This window comes from Bradyrhizobium tropiciagri (genome assembly GCF_018130505.1).
GTDB lineage: Bacteria > Pseudomonadota > Alphaproteobacteria > Rhizobiales > Xanthobacteraceae > Bradyrhizobium > Bradyrhizobium tropiciagri_B.
In genome coordinates, this window is the sequence record NZ_JAFCKH010000014.1 from 157886 (window position 1) to 173150 (window position 15265).

General features: G+C 65.1%; 14 protein-coding genes. 8 read left to right on the top strand and 6 right to left on the bottom strand.

Translation table 11 applies throughout. The features are described from left to right. Positions 1-118 precede the first annotated feature (118 nt). Together JQ633_RS30915 and JQ633_RS30920 are read left to right on the top strand one after the other, a co-directional pair. Positions 119-1882, top strand: a complete 1764-nt coding sequence (locus tag JQ633_RS30915; RefSeq protein WP_211989285.1) for an ATP-binding protein — start codon at positions 119-121, stop codon at positions 1880-1882. Positions 1883-1981: 99 nt separating this feature from the next. After that, on the top strand, positions 1982-2560 hold the full coding sequence (locus tag JQ633_RS30920) for a peroxidase-related enzyme (protein ID WP_211989286.1): 579 nt from the start codon (positions 1982-1984) through the stop codon (positions 2558-2560). A 33-nt stretch (positions 2561-2593) separates the two neighbouring features. Here JQ633_RS30920 and JQ633_RS30925 read toward each other — a convergent pair whose 3' ends face one another. Further along, positions 2594-3220 carry a ParB-like protein gene (locus tag JQ633_RS30925; RefSeq protein ID WP_211989288.1) on the bottom strand — a complete coding sequence of 209 codons (627 nt, stop codon included), beginning with the start codon at positions 3218-3220 and terminating at the stop codon, positions 2594-2596. Between the two features lie 342 nt (positions 3221-3562). Between JQ633_RS30925 and JQ633_RS30930 the strand changes: the two genes are divergently transcribed. The 6 genes from JQ633_RS30930 to JQ633_RS30955 all read left to right on the top strand — a co-directional run bounded on the left by JQ633_RS30930 (position 3563) and on the right by JQ633_RS30955 (position 8345). Further along, positions 3563-3901 (top strand): hypothetical protein, encoded by a 339-nt coding sequence (locus JQ633_RS30930; protein WP_211989444.1) that lies wholly within the window; start codon positions 3563-3565, stop codon positions 3899-3901. 203 nt (positions 3902-4104) lie between these two features. Beyond that, positions 4105-4404 (top strand): acyl carrier protein, encoded by a 300-nt coding sequence (locus tag JQ633_RS30935; RefSeq protein WP_195789506.1) that lies wholly within the window; start codon positions 4105-4107, stop codon positions 4402-4404. A gap of 9 nt (positions 4405-4413) precedes the next feature. Continuing rightward, complete coding sequence (locus tag JQ633_RS30940) at positions 4414-4899, top strand: 3-hydroxyacyl-ACP dehydratase FabZ family protein (RefSeq protein WP_211989289.1); 486 nt, start codon at positions 4414-4416, stop codon at positions 4897-4899. Beyond that, entirely contained in the window at positions 4899-6080 is a 1182-nt protein-coding gene (locus tag JQ633_RS30945; RefSeq protein ID WP_211989291.1) for a beta-ketoacyl-ACP synthase, read from the top strand. Before JQ633_RS30940 ends, JQ633_RS30945 begins: the two co-directional genes overlap by 1 nt. 27 nt (positions 6081-6107) lie before the next feature. Further along, positions 6108-7388 (top strand): beta-ketoacyl-ACP synthase, encoded by a 1281-nt coding sequence (locus JQ633_RS30950; protein WP_211989293.1) that lies wholly within the window; start codon positions 6108-6110, stop codon positions 7386-7388. A gap of 21 nt (positions 7389-7409) precedes the next feature. Beyond that, entirely contained in the window at positions 7410-8345 is a 936-nt protein-coding gene (locus JQ633_RS30955) for a lipid A biosynthesis lauroyl acyltransferase (RefSeq protein ID WP_211989295.1), read from the top strand. Positions 8346-8464: 119 nt separating this feature from the next. Here the strand turns inward: JQ633_RS30955 and JQ633_RS30960 are convergent, their stop codons facing one another. The 5 genes from JQ633_RS30960 to JQ633_RS30980 all read right to left on the bottom strand — a co-directional run bounded on the left by JQ633_RS30960 (position 8465) and on the right by JQ633_RS30980 (position 15199). Then, positions 8465-9574 (bottom strand): polyamine ABC transporter substrate-binding protein, encoded by a 1110-nt coding sequence (locus tag JQ633_RS30960; protein ID WP_211989298.1) that lies wholly within the window; start codon positions 9572-9574, stop codon positions 8465-8467. A gap of 6 nt (positions 9575-9580) precedes the next feature. Further along, positions 9581-10750, bottom strand: a complete 1170-nt coding sequence (locus JQ633_RS30965; protein WP_211989300.1) for an aminotransferase — start codon at positions 10748-10750, stop codon at positions 9581-9583. Positions 10751-10758: 8 nt separating this feature from the next. Further along, positions 10759-11088 (bottom strand): rhodanese-like domain-containing protein, encoded by a 330-nt coding sequence (locus JQ633_RS30970; protein ID WP_211989302.1) that lies wholly within the window; start codon positions 11086-11088, stop codon positions 10759-10761. Positions 11089-11220: 132 nt separating this feature from the next. Then, positions 11221-13146, bottom strand: a complete 1926-nt coding sequence (locus tag JQ633_RS30975) for a potassium transporter Kup (RefSeq protein WP_211989305.1) — start codon at positions 13144-13146, stop codon at positions 11221-11223. 154 nt (positions 13147-13300) lie between these two features. After that, positions 13301-15199, bottom strand: coding sequence for a potassium transporter Kup (locus JQ633_RS30980; RefSeq protein WP_211989307.1), 1899 nt, complete (start codon positions 15197-15199; stop codon positions 13301-13303). Between the last annotated feature and the right edge of the window lie 66 nt (positions 15200-15265).

A 15265-nucleotide genomic window follows, 5' to 3' on the forward strand; every position in this document is an offset into this window, starting at 1 on the left:
ATCGTCACTTGGAAGGTGTAGATTTAGCCGATCCGGAACTGCCGCGATTTAACGGTTTTTCCAACCCCGGCCGGGCATATTGGTCCGGACATTTTCCAGAAACGAACCAGGCCATAGCGTGACTTCCTTTGGACGTGTGATCTCTGTGCGCGGTTCGCAGGCCCGGGTGGGGCTGCTGGCCGGCGGACAAATGCCGCTTTCAGAAATGCGTGCCACCGTCGGCCGGTTCGTCAGCATCCGCTGCGCGAGCTCGGTCATCGTCGCCATGATCACCGAAGTGTCGTGCGAGAACCTGCCGCCCTCGGACGAGTATATCGCGACCGCCTCGGTCGACCTGCTCGGCGAGATCCTCGGCGGCGATCGGCCGAAATTCCAGCGGGGCGTCACCCATTATCCGACCATCGGCGACGCCACCGAGCTGATCACCAACCAGGAGCTGCGCACGGTCTACGCGCCGAGCGGCTCGGACCAGATCAATGTCGGCACGCTGCAGCAGGACCGCTCGGTGATCGCCTATGTCGACGTCGAGGAAATGCTCTCCAAGCACTTCGCGGTGCTCGGCTCGACCGGCGTCGGCAAATCCACCGGCGTGTCGCTGCTGCTCAACGAGATCCTGAAATCGCGCCCGAACCTGCGCATCTTCCTGCTCGACGTGCACAACGAATATGGCCGCTGCTTCGGCGAGCGCGCCCAGGTGCTCAATCCGCGAAACCTGAAGCTGCCGTTCTGGCTTTTCAACTTCGAAGAGATCGTCGACGTTTTGTTCGGCGGCCGTCCTGGCGTTGCCGAAGAGCTCGACATCCTCGCCGAAGTGATCCCGATCGCCAAGGGCATCTATACCCAGTACCAGAACTCCGACCGGGTCGGCCTCGGGCTGAAGCGTGTCGATCCCAAGCAGATCGGCTACACCGTCGACACTCCGGTGCCTTATCGCCTCGTCGACCTGCTGTCGTTGATCGACGAGCGGATGGGCAAGCTCGAGAACCGCTCCTCGCGCATCATCTATCACAAGCTGATCTCGCGCATCGATGCGGTGCGCAACGATCCGCGCTACGCCTTCATGTTCGACAACGCCAATGTCGGCGGCGACACCATGGCCGAGGTGATCAGCTATCTGTTCCGCCTGCCCGCCAACGGCAGGCCGATGACCATCATGCAGCTCGCCGGCTTCCCCGTCGAAGTCGTCGATTCCGTCGTGTCGGTGCTGTGCCGCATGGCGTTCGATTTCGGGCTGTGGAGCGACGGCGTCTCGCCGATGCTGTTCGTCTGCGAGGAAGCGCACCGCTACGCCTCGGCCGACCGCAACATCGGCTTCGGGCCGACCCGCAAGGCGGTATCGCGCATCGCCAAGGAAGGCCGCAAATACGGCGTCTATCTCGGCCTCATCACCCAGCGCCCGGCCGAGCTCGACGCCACCATCATCTCCCAGTGCAACACACTGTTCACGATGCGCCTCGCCAACGACCGCGACCAGGCGCTGCTGCGCTCGGCGGTCTCGGACGCCGCCGCCAACCTGTTGTCGTTCGTGCCCTCGCTCGGCACCCGCGAGGTGCTGGCGTTCGGCGAAGGCGTCGCGCTGCCGACGCGGCTGCGCTTCAAGGAGGTGCCGCCTCATCAATTGCCGCGCGGCGAAGCCACCATCGCCACGGTGCCCTCGGTCACCGCCGGCCATGACCTGCATTTCGTCAGCGCCGTGCTGGAACGCTGGCGCGGCGCCACCTCGCATCGCGACTCGCCCAACGATCCCGGCCTCAACGACCGGGGCTTCAACCCGCCACCGCCGCCGCCACGCACCATGGCACCGGCAGAGGCCCCGATGCTGCAGCCCTCGCTGGGGCTCGATCCGGATCGCTTCTCGCTGCTGAAGAAGCCGCTGCGCTGAGCCCCATCGCGGCAAGGCGCCACTGCGCCTTGCGCCCGCACCGTCATCCACTATGGTCTCGCGTAACGCCGCGCTTCCGCGGCATGCCGGAACCATGTCATGACGCAGCCCGCCGCAACGCGCTTCCAGACGCCCGCTCTCGATAAATTGCCCGAGGACATCCGCAGCCGCATCCTGGCGGTGCAGGAGAAGTCCGGCTTCGTGCCAAACGTCTTCCTGACCCTGGCGTATCGTCCGGACGAGTTTCGCGCGTTCTTCGCCTATCACGACGCGCTGATGGAGAAGGACAGTGGCCTCTCCAAGGCCGAGCGCGAGATGATCGTGGTGGCGACCAGCGCCGCCAACCAGTGCCAGTATTGCGTGATCGCCCACGGCGCGATCCTGCGCATCCGCGCCAAGAATCCGCTTGTCGCTGACCAGATCGCGATCAACTACCGCAAGGCCGACATCACGCCGCGGCAGCGCGCGATGCTGGACTTCGCGATGAAGGTGAGCCGCGCCGCCGAGGAAGTCTCGGAGGCGGATTTCGCCGCGCTCGCGGCCCACGGCTTCAGCGACGACGACGTCTGGGACATCGCCGCGGTCGCGGCCTTCTTCGCGCTCTCGAACCGGCTCGCGAACGTCACCGCGATGCGCCCGAACGAGGAGTTCTACATGCTCGGGCGGCAGCCGAAATAGCGCGCTTCCCGCAGCCCGGAAAGCGGCTGCGGATCAGTCGTCCGACGCCGGCCCGCACCAGCCGGGCAGGTAGACCGCGTCCTTGCTGCGGCCGAGCGCCAGGCCCTTCTCCAGCGCCTTGGCGAAGCTGTTCTCCACGGTCTTGCGCGGGATGTGCCGGCGCAGGAAATCGGCCCACAGGAATTCGCTGAACGGCGTCGTGTCCTTGGCGAAGCCGCCGGCCCGCCGCATCTCGCCGGCGAGGCTGCGGAACGGATCGTCCTTGAGATCCTTGATCGACTTCGGAATGTCGCGGAAATGGCGGCGCTCGCCCTTGGCGTCGTAGGGATAGACCCAGCGCTTGTTGTCCATGACACCCCAGAACACGTCGCGCTCGACCATCGTGAGGTCGCCGATCACGGTGACCAGGATGTCCTTGACGCCCTCCTCGTGCAGCGCACGCGCCATGTGATGGTGATCGACCACGTAGTAACGGTCATCGGGCCCATGGACCACCGGGATCATGTGCTTGCCGAGCAGCTCGGCGCGCTTCTTGTCCGACTTGTGCTCGCGCCAGCGCCGCCGCTTCTCCTTCACCTCCTGCATGCCGACCGTCATCTGCGTCGGCCGCAGCGACAGGATCGGGACCGGTTTGACATAGGGCTCGCGCGTATGGGCCATGATGTGTGCTCCCTTCCACCGGCATGCCGGAATGAGTTCCACTATGACATGAGGCCACGGACGGGTGAAAGAGCGCCAGCCCGCACCTCCGCGAGTCGTGTTCGAACGACAAGCAGCTCCCGGCGTTTGCAGCGCAAACTGTGCATGCGCGAAGTCGAGCCAACCACGGCATGGCCACGCAGCGAGATGCCGCGTGACACGACGGCGATCTCGATGTCGACGACGGTCAGTTCCGCGGGACACGCGAGCGATATGAATACCACCTCCGCGCGCACCAAGATTTTAGGTGTGAAGCGCAGCGAACATGCTAAACATCATGACGAGGCGACCGGACTGACAGCAGTGAAAACCCAGCGGCCAATTTCCACGGATAGCGAGCACGTGGTGCTCAAATTCCGGCCGCGTACCTCGGCGCAGCCGCCCGGCAAGCGCGAGGAGCCCGCCCGGCCACAGCCCGCCTCCGTCGCCAACGACCTCTCCCGTTACGAGAAGCCGCGCGAGGAGCCGGACGATTTCCGTCAGCGCATGCTCGCCAACATCGCCGCCTTCGCCTTCACCGTGGCGCTGACCGCGATCGGCATCTGGCTGGCCATGAGCATCGCCGACCTGCGCAAGACTCAGGACTGCGTGCTGATGGGCCGCCGGGATTGCGCGAAGATTACTGTGATGCCGCGCACCTAGCCGGCCGGAACCCCGTCCCCAGGGCTGCCCCCAAGGCTGCCCCCAGCCGTCCCGCCGGACCGGCCAAGCTCCATTGAACTAACGGCCCCGCTCCGATATACGGGCACACGACTCCGGCACCAGAACCAGGGCATTCCGGGGCGAAGCGCCCGCGTCCTCCTGAGCCTACCCGGAATAACCTTCAATATATCAAAGGCTTAATGATGTCTTCCACATTCGAGCAGATCGCCAACATTATCGCTGAGACGTGCGATATCCCGCGCGACACGATCAAGCCGGAGAGCCACGCTATCGACGATCTGGGGATCGACAGCCTCGACTTTCTCGACATAGCATTCGCCATCGACAAGGCCTTTGGAATCAAGATGCCGCTCGAGAAGTGGACCCAGGAGGTCAACGACGGCAAGGCGACGACGGAGCAGTACTTCGTGTTGAAGAATCTCGCCGACCGGATCGACGAACTCGTCGCGGCCAAGAACGCGGGCGCGGGCACGGGCTCGTAATCGCCCGCCATGAAGCTTGAAACGTTTCAGCTGATCGATCGGATCGTCGACCTCAACCTCGACACGAAGACGATCGTGGTCGAGGCGGACGTGCCGCCGGAGTGCCATTCGGTGTTCTCGGGACACTTCCCGGGCTATCCGATCATGCCTGGCGTGCTGCTCACCGAAGCGATGGCGCAGAGCTCGGGCTGGCTGATCCTCGGCCTCACGAAGTTCGAGCGCATGCCCTTCCTGGCCATGGTCAGGGAAGCCAAGATGCGCGGCTTCGTCCCGCCCGGCTCGCTGCTGACGATCGAGGCGAAGATCGAGCACGAGGGTTCGGGCTTCGCGGTGACCTCGGCGAAGGTCCGCATCGGCAAGGACGTCAAATGCAACGCCGAGCTGACGTTCCGCCACGTCCCGTTCCCCAGCCCGGATTTGCGCGTGCACATGGATGCGATGGCCACCAGGATCGGCTTTCCGCAGCAGGCGCTTTCCGCAGCAGGCAATGAGTAATGGCTGAGAAGGAAGTCTGGATTACCGGCATCGGCCTGCTCTCCTCGCTCGGCGAGGGGCTGGATGCGCATTGGGAAGCGCTCGGCGACAAGCGCGTCAATGCCGACGAGACACGCCTTGCGCCCTACGTGATCCATCCGATCGGTCCGGTCAGCTTCGACGCCCAGATCCCGAAGAAGGGCGATCAGCGCCAGATGGAAACCTGGCAGCGCATCGGCACCTATGCTGCCGGGCTCGCGCTGGATTCCGCCGGCGTCAAAGGCAATCAGGAAATCCTGTCGCGGATGGACATGATCATCGCGGCCGGCGGCGGCGAGCGTGATCTCACCGTCGACATGGCGATCATGAACGCCGACGCGCAGGGCAAGCTGCCGCCCGCCCTGCTCAACGAGAAGCTGATGAACGAGTTGCGCCCGACGCTGTTCCTGGCGCAGCTGTCGAACCTGCTCGCCGGCAACATCGCGATCGTGCACGGCGTGTGCGGGACCTCGCGTACCTTCATGGGCGAGGAAGCCTCCGGCATCGACGCGGCGCGGATCGCGGTCGCGCGCATCGGAGCCGGCCAGAGCGACATCGCGCTCGTCGGCGCCGCCCATAATGGCGATCGCGGCGATTTGCTGATGCTCTACGCGTTCGGTGACTTCGCGCTCAAGAATCAGCACAGCTCGATCTGGTCGCGCCGGAACAATCCGGGCTTTGCGATCGGCTCCGCCGGTGCCTTCCTGGTGATGGAATCGCGCGAGCATGCCGAAGCCCGCGGCGCCAAGCCGTTCGCCAGGCTGACCAAGGTGGTTGCCGATCTCGCCCGGCGCAAGGAGCCGGGTGCGGTGACCAAATCGCTGCAGGCGATGTGGCCCAAGCTCGGGGTCGGCGACGATGCGGTCCTGATCACGGGTGCGACCGGCGCCGAGCCGGCGACCTCGGAGGAGCGCGCCTTCCTGGAGCAGCATCCCGGGCTTGCCGTGCGCGCCCCCGGCACGACCTTCGGCCATACGATGGAAGCGCAGTTTCCGCTCGGGCTCGCGCTCGCGGCGCTGTCGATCTCGCGCGGCAAGCTCTACCCCGGCAACGATCCGGCCGGCTTCGAGGTTGAAAAGCCCGGCGCGCCCACCCAGATTGTCGTGATGGGGGTCGGACACTGGCAGGGCGAAGGCATGGCGCTGGTCGAGGCTGCCGAGTAGATCCGACTATTTATCGACGGGGACACCATGGCAGCAGCACGCGATAAATTCGGCCGGCCGATCGTTGTCGTAACCGGCATGGGCATCGTGACGTCGCTCGGCGCCGGCAAGGACGACAACTGGAAGCGGCTGACCGCGGGCGAGTCCGGCATCAAGACCGTGACCCGTTTCCCGATCGACAGCCTGAAGACGACGATGGCCGGCGCGGTCGACTTCGTCACCGTCGAGCCGTTCTCCTCGACCAGCCTGTCGCAGCGCCTGGCCGAGATCGCCACCGAAGAGGCACTCGCGCAGTCCGGCATCGGCAGCAAGGGCGACTTCCCCGGCCCGATGTTCCTGGCCGTCGCCCCGATCGAGACCGAATGGCCGCAACGGCTGGAAGTCGCGCGTGCCGTGCCGAAGACCGATTTCAACATCATCGATTATCTGGCGACCTGCAGCGAAGGCGGCAAGTTCACTCACTTTCACCGGCGCTTCACCTTCGGCTCGGTCGCGCTGCACCTCGCCGAGACGTTCGGCACCAAGGGATCGCCGATCTCGCTGTCGACGGCCTGCGCGTCCGGCGCGACCGCGATCCAGCTCGGCGTCGAGGCGATCCGCCGCGGCGAGACCGATGCAGCGCTGTGCGTCGCGACCGACGGCTCGGTCAATCCCGAAGCCATGGTGCGCTTCTCCCTGCTCTCGGCGCTCTCGACCCAGAACGATCCGCCCCAGGGCGCCTCGAAGCCGTTCTCGAAGAACCGCGACGGCTTCGTGATGGCCGAAGGCGCCGGCACGCTGGTGCTGGAGAGCTATGATGCCGCGATCGCGCGCGGCGCACGCATCCTCGGCGTCGTCGCCGGCTGTGGCGAGCTAACCGACTCCTTCCACCGCACCCGCTCGGCGCCCGACGGCAAGCCGGCAATCGGCTGCGTGCGCAAGACGCTTGCGGACGCCGGCATGGAGCCGAACCAGATCGACCACATCAACGCGCACGGCACCTCGACGCCGGAAAACGACAAGATGGAATATCTTGCGACGTCGGCGGTGTTCGGCGAGCACACCGCGAGCATCCCGGTGTCGTCGAACAAGTCGATGGTCGGCCACACCATCTCGGCGGCCGGCGCGGTCGAGGCGATCTACTCGCTGCTCACGCTCGAGCATCAGCGGATTCCGCCGACCATCAATTACGAGGTGCCGGATCCCGCGATCCCGTTCGACGTGGTCGGCAACAAGGCGCGCGACGCCAAGGTGACCGCCGTGATGTCGAACTCGTTCGGCTTCGGCGGGCAGAACGCCTCGCTGATCCTGACCCGCGAACCCGCTTAAGCCAGCGCCTCGCTTCGCACGATGAAACGTCTGCTCCTGCGCACCAGGGCGCATTTGCGCAACGCCGCGAAGCCCGTCACCGATGCTGCCATCGGTGGACTGACGATCGGCCTGCTGCGAACCGCACGCATTTTCGATCCGGACACGACCGCAAGGTTCTTCGGCCGCGCCGCGCATTTTGTCGGCCGACGGCTGCGCGAAGATCGCATCGGTCGCGAGAACCTCAGGGCGGCGTTCCCCGAGAAGTCACCGGAGGAGATCGAGACCATTCTCACCGGGGTCTGGCACAATCTCGGGCGTCTCGGCGCCGAGTTCGCCAATCTCGACCACATCTGGGATCATGATCCCGCGGATCCCGACAGGCCGGGCCGCGTCGAATTCTCCGGGCGCAGCAAGGAGTTGTTCGACCAGTTGCGCGATGACGGCAAGCCCGCGCTGTTCTTTGCCGCGCACCTCGGCAATTGGGAGCTTCCCGCGCTCGCCGCGGTCGCGCACGGGCTCGACGCCACGATCCTGTTCCGCCGCCCGAACATCGAAGCCGCCGACCGCGCCATCGAACGCATCCGCGCGGTCAAGATGGGCACGCTGGTGCCGGCCGGCCGCGATGCGCCGCTGAAGTTGGCGCAGGCGCTGCAGAAGGGCCAGCACGTCGCGATGCTGGTCGATCAGTATCTCACCAACGGCGTTCCCGTCACCTTCTTCGGCCGCAAGACCACCGCCAACCCGCTGCTGGCGCGGCTGCGCCGGCAGGTCGATTGCCCGATCCACGGCACGAGGATCATCCGCCTGCCCGACGGCCGCTTCCGCGGCGAGGTCTCCGAAGAGGTGAAGCCGGTGTTCGATGCGTCCGGCCAGGTCGACATCCAGGGCACCATGCAGGCGGTCACCGACGTCGTCGAAGGCTGGGTTCGCGAATATCCGGATCAATGGCTCTGGCTGCACCGAAGGTGGCGGTGAGAGCCCCGTCATTCCGGGGCGATGCGAAAGCATCGAACCCTCAGGTGCGTAATTGCGCACCGAGAATCTCGAGATTCCGGGTCTGGTGCTGGCGCACCATCCCGGAATGACGCTTCGCGTCACTTCCCCGTCTTCACCCGCGTCCAGAGCCGGTTGATGATCCGCTGCGTCGCGGGATCGCGCGCTGTGATCACGAACAGCTTCTTCTGCATCGCCTCGTCCGGGTAGATATTCTTGTCGCCGAGGATCTTTGGATCGATCAGCTTCTGGCTCGCCAGATTGCCGTTGGCATAGGACAGGAAGTTCGAGTTCTTCGCCGCGATCTCGGGGCGGTACAGGTAGTTGATCAGCTCATAGGCTTCCGCGACGTTCTTCGCGTCCGCAGGGATCGCGAGATTGTCGAAAAACATCTGCGCGCCCTCCTTCGGGATCGTATAGCCGATCTCGATGCCGGTGTTGGCCTCGGCCGCACGGCTGCGCGCCTGCATGATGTCGCCGGACCATCCGACCACGAAGCAGATCTCGCCCGACGCCAGCGCGCCGAGATATTCGGAGGAGTGGAATTTGCGCACATAGGGCCTGATCTTGCCGACGAGATCGGCCGCCTTCTCGAGGTCGGCCTGCTTGGTCGAGTTCGGATCGAGGCCGAGATAGCTCAGCGCCGCCGGCAGGATGTCGTCGGCGGAATCCAGCATGTGGATACCGCAATCCTTGAACTTGGCGAGGTTCTCCGGCTTGAACACCATGTCCCAGCTGTCGATCTTCGCATCCCGCCCGAGGATCTGCTCCGCCTTCTTGACGTTGTAGCCGATGCCGGTGGTGCCCCACATGTAGTTGACGCCGTAGGTGTTGCCCGGGTCGTAGGTCGCGAGCTGGTTCATCACCACGGGCCAGGCATTGGCGAGGTTCGGCAGCTTCGCCTTGTCGAGCTTGAGGAACACCTTCGCGGTGATCTGGCGCTGCAGGAAATAGCCGGTCGGCACAACGACATCGTAACCCGACTTGCCGGCTAGCAGCCGCGTCTCCAGCGTCTCGTTTGCATCGAAGGTGTCGTAGACGACCTTGATGCCGGTCTCCTTGGTGAAGTCCTCGAGGACTCCCGGCGCCACGTAGTTCGACCAGTTGTAGAAGTTGACCGTGCGCTCCTCGGCACCGGCGGGAGCCGAGACCAGCAGAACCGCGGCGACCGCACCAATGAGGCTGACGAGACGGCCGTTCTGCTTGCCCATTCCGGCCTACCTCTTGCGATGGTGGACGGCGTCCGACAGGCGCTCCAGCGCGGTGTCGATCGTCGAATCTCTCTTCGAGAAACAAAACCGCACCACCGACGTCACCGCATCCTGCTCGTAGAACGCCGAGACGGGAATAGCCGCGACCTTGTAATCCTGCACGATTCTCCAGCAGAATTCCGTGTCGGTCTCGTTGAGCCCCAGCGGCGACAGGTCCACCGTGAGGAAGTAGGTCCCCTGCGACTTCAGCACCGGAAAGCCGATGCTCTCCAGTCCCTTGGTCAGGCGGTCGCGGCTGCGCGCCATATCCTTGCGCATGTTGATGAAGTAGTCGTCCGGCTTGCCGAGGCCGTAGGCCACGGCTGCCTGCAGGTTCGGCGCCGTCGTGAAGGTGAGAAACTGGTGCACCTTGGCGGCGACGCGCAGCAGCGGCGGCGCGGCGCAGACGAAGCCGATCTTCCACCCCGTCAGCGAGAAGATCTTGCCGGCGCTGCCGACCTTGATGGTGCGGTCGCGCATGCCGGGAATGGTGATCAGCGGAATGTGCTCGCGACCGTCGAAGGTGACGTGCTCCCAGACCTCGTCGCAGATCGCGACCACGTCGAATTCCTGGCAGAACCGCGCCAGCAATTCGAGGTCCTCGCGCGGATAGACCACGGCGGCCGGGTTCAGGGGGTTGTTGAACAGCACCGCCTTGGTCTTGTGGTTGAAGACGCTGCGCAGCATCTCCTCGTTCAGCCGCCACTCCGGCGGCTCCAGCCGGAGCAGCCGCGGGATGCCGCCGGCCTGGCGGATGATCGGCAGATAGGAATCGTAGACCGGCTGGAAGCACACCACCTCGTCGCCCGGCTCGACCATCGCCAGGATCGAGGAGGTCAGCGCCTCGGTGCCGCCGGAGGTCACCATCACCTCGGTCATCGGATCGAGCTTGAGCCCGTGCCAATGGCCGTAATGCGATGCGATCGCCTGACGGAGCTCAGGAATGCCCATCATCGACGGATACTGGTTGTAGCCGTTCACCGAGGCGTCCGCGGCGGCGCGGCGGATGTCCTCCGGGCCGGGATCGTCCGGAAAGCCCTGGCCGAGATTGATGGCGTTGTTGTCGCGGGCAGCCTGCGACATCGCCTCGAAGATGGTGACGGGAAGGTCCGCGAAGACCTTGTTCATGGAGGTCATGTCAGGGATCAACCGCCGGTCCTGGTGGGCAAGCCTGCCTGCTTCCAGCCGATGATGCCGCCAGCCAGATGCTTGTCGTAAGGCAGGCCCGCGGCCTGGGCGGCCAGCGAGGCCGTCACCGAGCGTTTGCCGGAGCGGCAGGCGAACACCACCTGCTTGCCTTGCGGATCGGGAATAGCAGCCGGGTCGAAGGTCGACAGCGGCACCACGACGCCGTCGGGATAGGCCTCGACGGCGACCTCGTTGGGCTCGCGGACGTCGACCAGGAGATAGCGGCCCTCCGCTATGCCCTTCGACACCTCGTCCGGAAACAAATCTTGCACCTTGTGGTCAGCCACGGAAAAAATCCTCCCGACATCGATTGGCCAGCGTCACGCCCCCGCCAGTCCGGGGCGCAAAGTCGCCTCTCGCGCTGAGAAAATCAAGCGTCCGAAACGGCTTACGGCCCTGCGTGAAGCCGGATCGTGCCGCTAGATCGTGACTTGCGTGCCGACCTCGACCACCCGCCCGGTGGGAATCTGGAAATAGTCGGTGGCGTCGTTGGAGGAGCGGCTCAGCGCGATGAACAGATGGTCCTGCCAGCGCGGCATCCCGGAATGCGCCGCCGGCTTCAGCGCGCGGCGGGACAGGAAGAACGAGGTCGACATGATGTCGAACTGCCAGCCGAGCTTGCGGGCAATCGCCAGCGTCTTCGGCACATTCGGCTGCTCCACGAAGCCGAACTTCAGCGTCACCTTGGAGAAGGTCTCGCTCAATTGCTCCATCCGCACCCGCTCGGAGGGATCGATGCGCGGCGTCGGCGCGGTCTCGATGGTGAGGATGACGTTCTTCTCGTGCAGCACCTTGTAGTGCTTGAGGCTGTGCATCAGCGCGGTCGGCGCGCTGACGGGATCGCTGGTCAGGAACACCGCGGTGCCGGAGACCCGCTGCGGCGGCCGCTTCTCCAGCATCGCGACCAGATCAGCGAGCGGGAATTCCAGCTTGCGCGACTTTTCGAACAAAAGCCGGCTGCCGCGCCGCCAGGTGTACATCACGGCGATCATCGCCCCGCCCATCGCAAGCGGCACCCAGCCGCCCTCGAACACCTTCAGGAGGTTCGCGGTCAGGAAGGTGAGATCGAGGAACAGGAACGGCGCGATCAGCGCCGCGGCCGTGAACGGCGACCACTTCCAGACCTTCCAGATCACCACAAAGCCCATCATCGCGGTCACCACCATGGTGCCGGTCACGGAGATGCCGTAGGCCGAGGCCAGCGCGCTCGACGAGCGGAACATCAGCACCAGCACGATGACCGCGATGAACAGGAAGCGGTTGATGCGCGGCATGTAGATCTGGCCGGAATGCGCTTCCGAGGTGTGGCGGATCTCGAACCGCGGCAGCAGGCCGAGCTGGATCGCCTGCCGCGTCAGCGAATAGGCGCCGGTGATCACGGCCTGGCTCGCGATCACGGTCGCGACGGTGGCAAGCGCGACCATCGGAATCAGTGCCCAGTCCGGGAACATCAGGAAGAACGGGTTCTCGATCCCCTTGGGATTGCCGATCAGCAGCGCGCCCTGCCCCAGATAATTCAGCGCCAGCGACGGCAGCACGATGGACAGCCAGGCGGTCTGGATCGGGAGTTTGCCGAAATGGCCGAGGTCGGCATAGAGCGCCTCCGCACCGGTCACCGCGAGGAAGACCGCGCCGAGCGTGATGAAGCCGATCACGCCATGATGCAGCATGAACGACACCGCATGGATCGGGTTGAGTGCGTAGAGCACCTCGGGATGCCGTGCGATCTGCGGCAAGGCCGCGAGCGCGATCACGGCGAACCAGACGCACATCACCGGCCCGAAGAAGGTCGCGACGCTCGCAGTGCCGCGGGACTGCACCGAGAACAGGAAAACCAGGATCAGCACGGTGAGCGGGACGACATAGGGATCAAAGGTCGCCGTCACCAGCTTGATGCCCTCGATCGCCGACAGCACCGAGAGCGCCGGGGTGATGACCGCATCGCCGTAGAACAGCGCGCCGCTGATGATGCCGAGCAGCACGATCGCGGCCGCCCCCTTGGTCGTCGCGCGCTGCGCCAGCGCCATCAGCGCCAGCGTGCCGCCCTCGCCGTTGTTGTCGGCGCGCAGCAGGATCACGACGTATTTCAGCGTCACGACCACGATCAACGCCCACAGGATCAGACTGAGGACGCCAATCACGGCGTGGGTGGTGACCCCGCCTTCCGAGCCGCTGGCCGCGACGATCGCTTCGCGCAGCGCGTAGAGCGGGCTGGTGCCGATGTCGCCGTAGACGACGCCGATGCTGCCGAGCATCAGGGCCCTGAAGGTGGCGGTGGAATGCGCTTCGCCATGCCCATTGGCCGCGGGCGTTTCCGCCGCGGTGATCACGCTCTCTGATGACATGGGGAGTTGCGCCTCTGTCGTCTGCCGCACTGCACAATGCCGGGTCGCAGCGCTATACTCCCGGCAGGAATGCATAGGTTAGGCCGGATTCAGGCCTCGGCCATGCTTATCACGCATAGATCACGGATTTTCGATCCGGAATCCTGTTGTCCGATCAAATAGTTACTTGGGTGCCCACCTCCACGACGCGGCCGGTCGGGATCTGGAAATAGTCGGTGGCGTCGTTGGCGGATCGGCTCATCGCGATGAACAGATGGTCCTGCCACAGCGGCATGCCCGATTGCGCCGAGGGCTTCAGCGAGCGACGCGACACGAAGAACGAGGTCGACATGATGTCGAACTGCCAGCCGAGCTTGCGCGCGACCGCCAGCGCCTTCGGCACGTTCGGCGATTCCATGTAGCCGAAGCGCAGCCGCACCGCGGTGAACTTGTCGCTGATCTTCTCCATGAAGACCCGCTCGGAGATATCGACGCGCGGCGTCGGTGCGGTCTCGATGGTCAGGATCACGTTATGCTCGTGCAGCACCTTGTTGTGCTTGAGATTGTGCAGCAGCGCGGTCGGCACGAAGCTCGGGTCGCTGGTCAGGAATACGGCGGTGCCCTTGACGATGTGCGGCGGGCGCTTCTCCAGGCTCTGGATCAGGTCGCGCAGCGGCACCTCGATGCGGCGGGTTTTCGCGACCAGGATCGCGGCACCGCGCCGCCAGGTCCAGATCATCGTCGCCATCACGACGCCGAACAGCAGCGGCACCCAGGCGCCTTCGAGCAGCTTCAGCAGGTTGGCGCTGAGGAAGGTCATGTCGATGATCACGAACGGCAGGATCAGCGCCGCCGCGGACGCCGCGCGCCAGTTCCAAAGCTTCCAGATCACGATGAAGCCCATGATGCCGTCGGCAACCATGGTCGTGGAGACCGCGATGCCGTAGGCCGAGGCGAGGCCGCTCGAGGTGCGGAACAGCAGCACCAGCAGCAGCACGCCGATCAGCAGCATCCGGTTGACACGCGGCAGGTAGATCTGGCCGGCATGGGTCTCCGAGGTGTAGCGGACCTCGAAGCGCGGCAAGAGCCCGAGCTGCACCGCCTGGCTGATCAGCGAATAGGCACCGGTGATCACGGCCTGACTCGCGATCACGGTCGCGGCGGTGGCAAGCACCACGAGCGGCAGCAGCAGCACGTCCGGCACCATGCGGTAGAACGAATTCTCGATCGCGGACGGATCGGACAGCACCAGCGCGCCCTGCCCGAAATAGTTCAGCAGCAGTGCCGGCAGCACGAAGAACAGCCAGCCGGACTGGATCGGCTTGCGGCCGAAATGGCCGAGATCGGCGTACAGCGCCTCGCCTCCGGTCACCGCGAGGAACACCGCGCCCAGTGTCACCAGCCCGATGGTGCCGTGGGTCAGCATGAACTGGATCGCGTAATACGGATTGATCGCCGCCAGCACCGACGGATCGTCCGCGATGTGCACCACCCCCATCACGGCGAGGCAGGCGAACCATACCACCATGACCGGCCCGAAGGCGGAGGCGACGCGGGCGGTGCCGCTGCTCTGCACCGAGAACAGCAGGACGAGAATGAGGATCGTCAGCGGCACCACATAGTGCTCGAGATGCGGCGTGGCGAGCTTAAGGCCTTCGACCGCCGACAGCACCGAGATCGCCGGCGTGATCATGGAATCGCCGATGAACATCGAGGCGCCGATCACGCCCAGCACCAGCAGCGGCCAGCTGCGGCGGCCGATGGCGCGCTGGCCGAGCGCCATCAGCGACAGCGTCCCACCCTCGCCATTGTTGTCGGCGCGGAGCAGCAGCAGCACGTATTTGGCGGTGACGACGGTGAACAGGGCCCACAGGATCAGGCTGAGTACGCCGAGCACCATGATCCGGGTGACCGGCTGGCCGTGGGCGGCGCCGCCGACCGCCTCACGGAATGCGTAGAGCGGCGAGGTTCCGATATCGCCGAACACCACGCCGATGCTGCCGAGGGTCAAGGCCCAGAAGCCGGAGGTGGGTTGCCCTTCCTGAGCTTCGGTGGATGAGACGCTGACAGCCATGGCGAGGTTGGAACGCCCGATCGGTTGATTTGATCCGCGCGGCTATCGACGCTTCCGCCGCGCGTG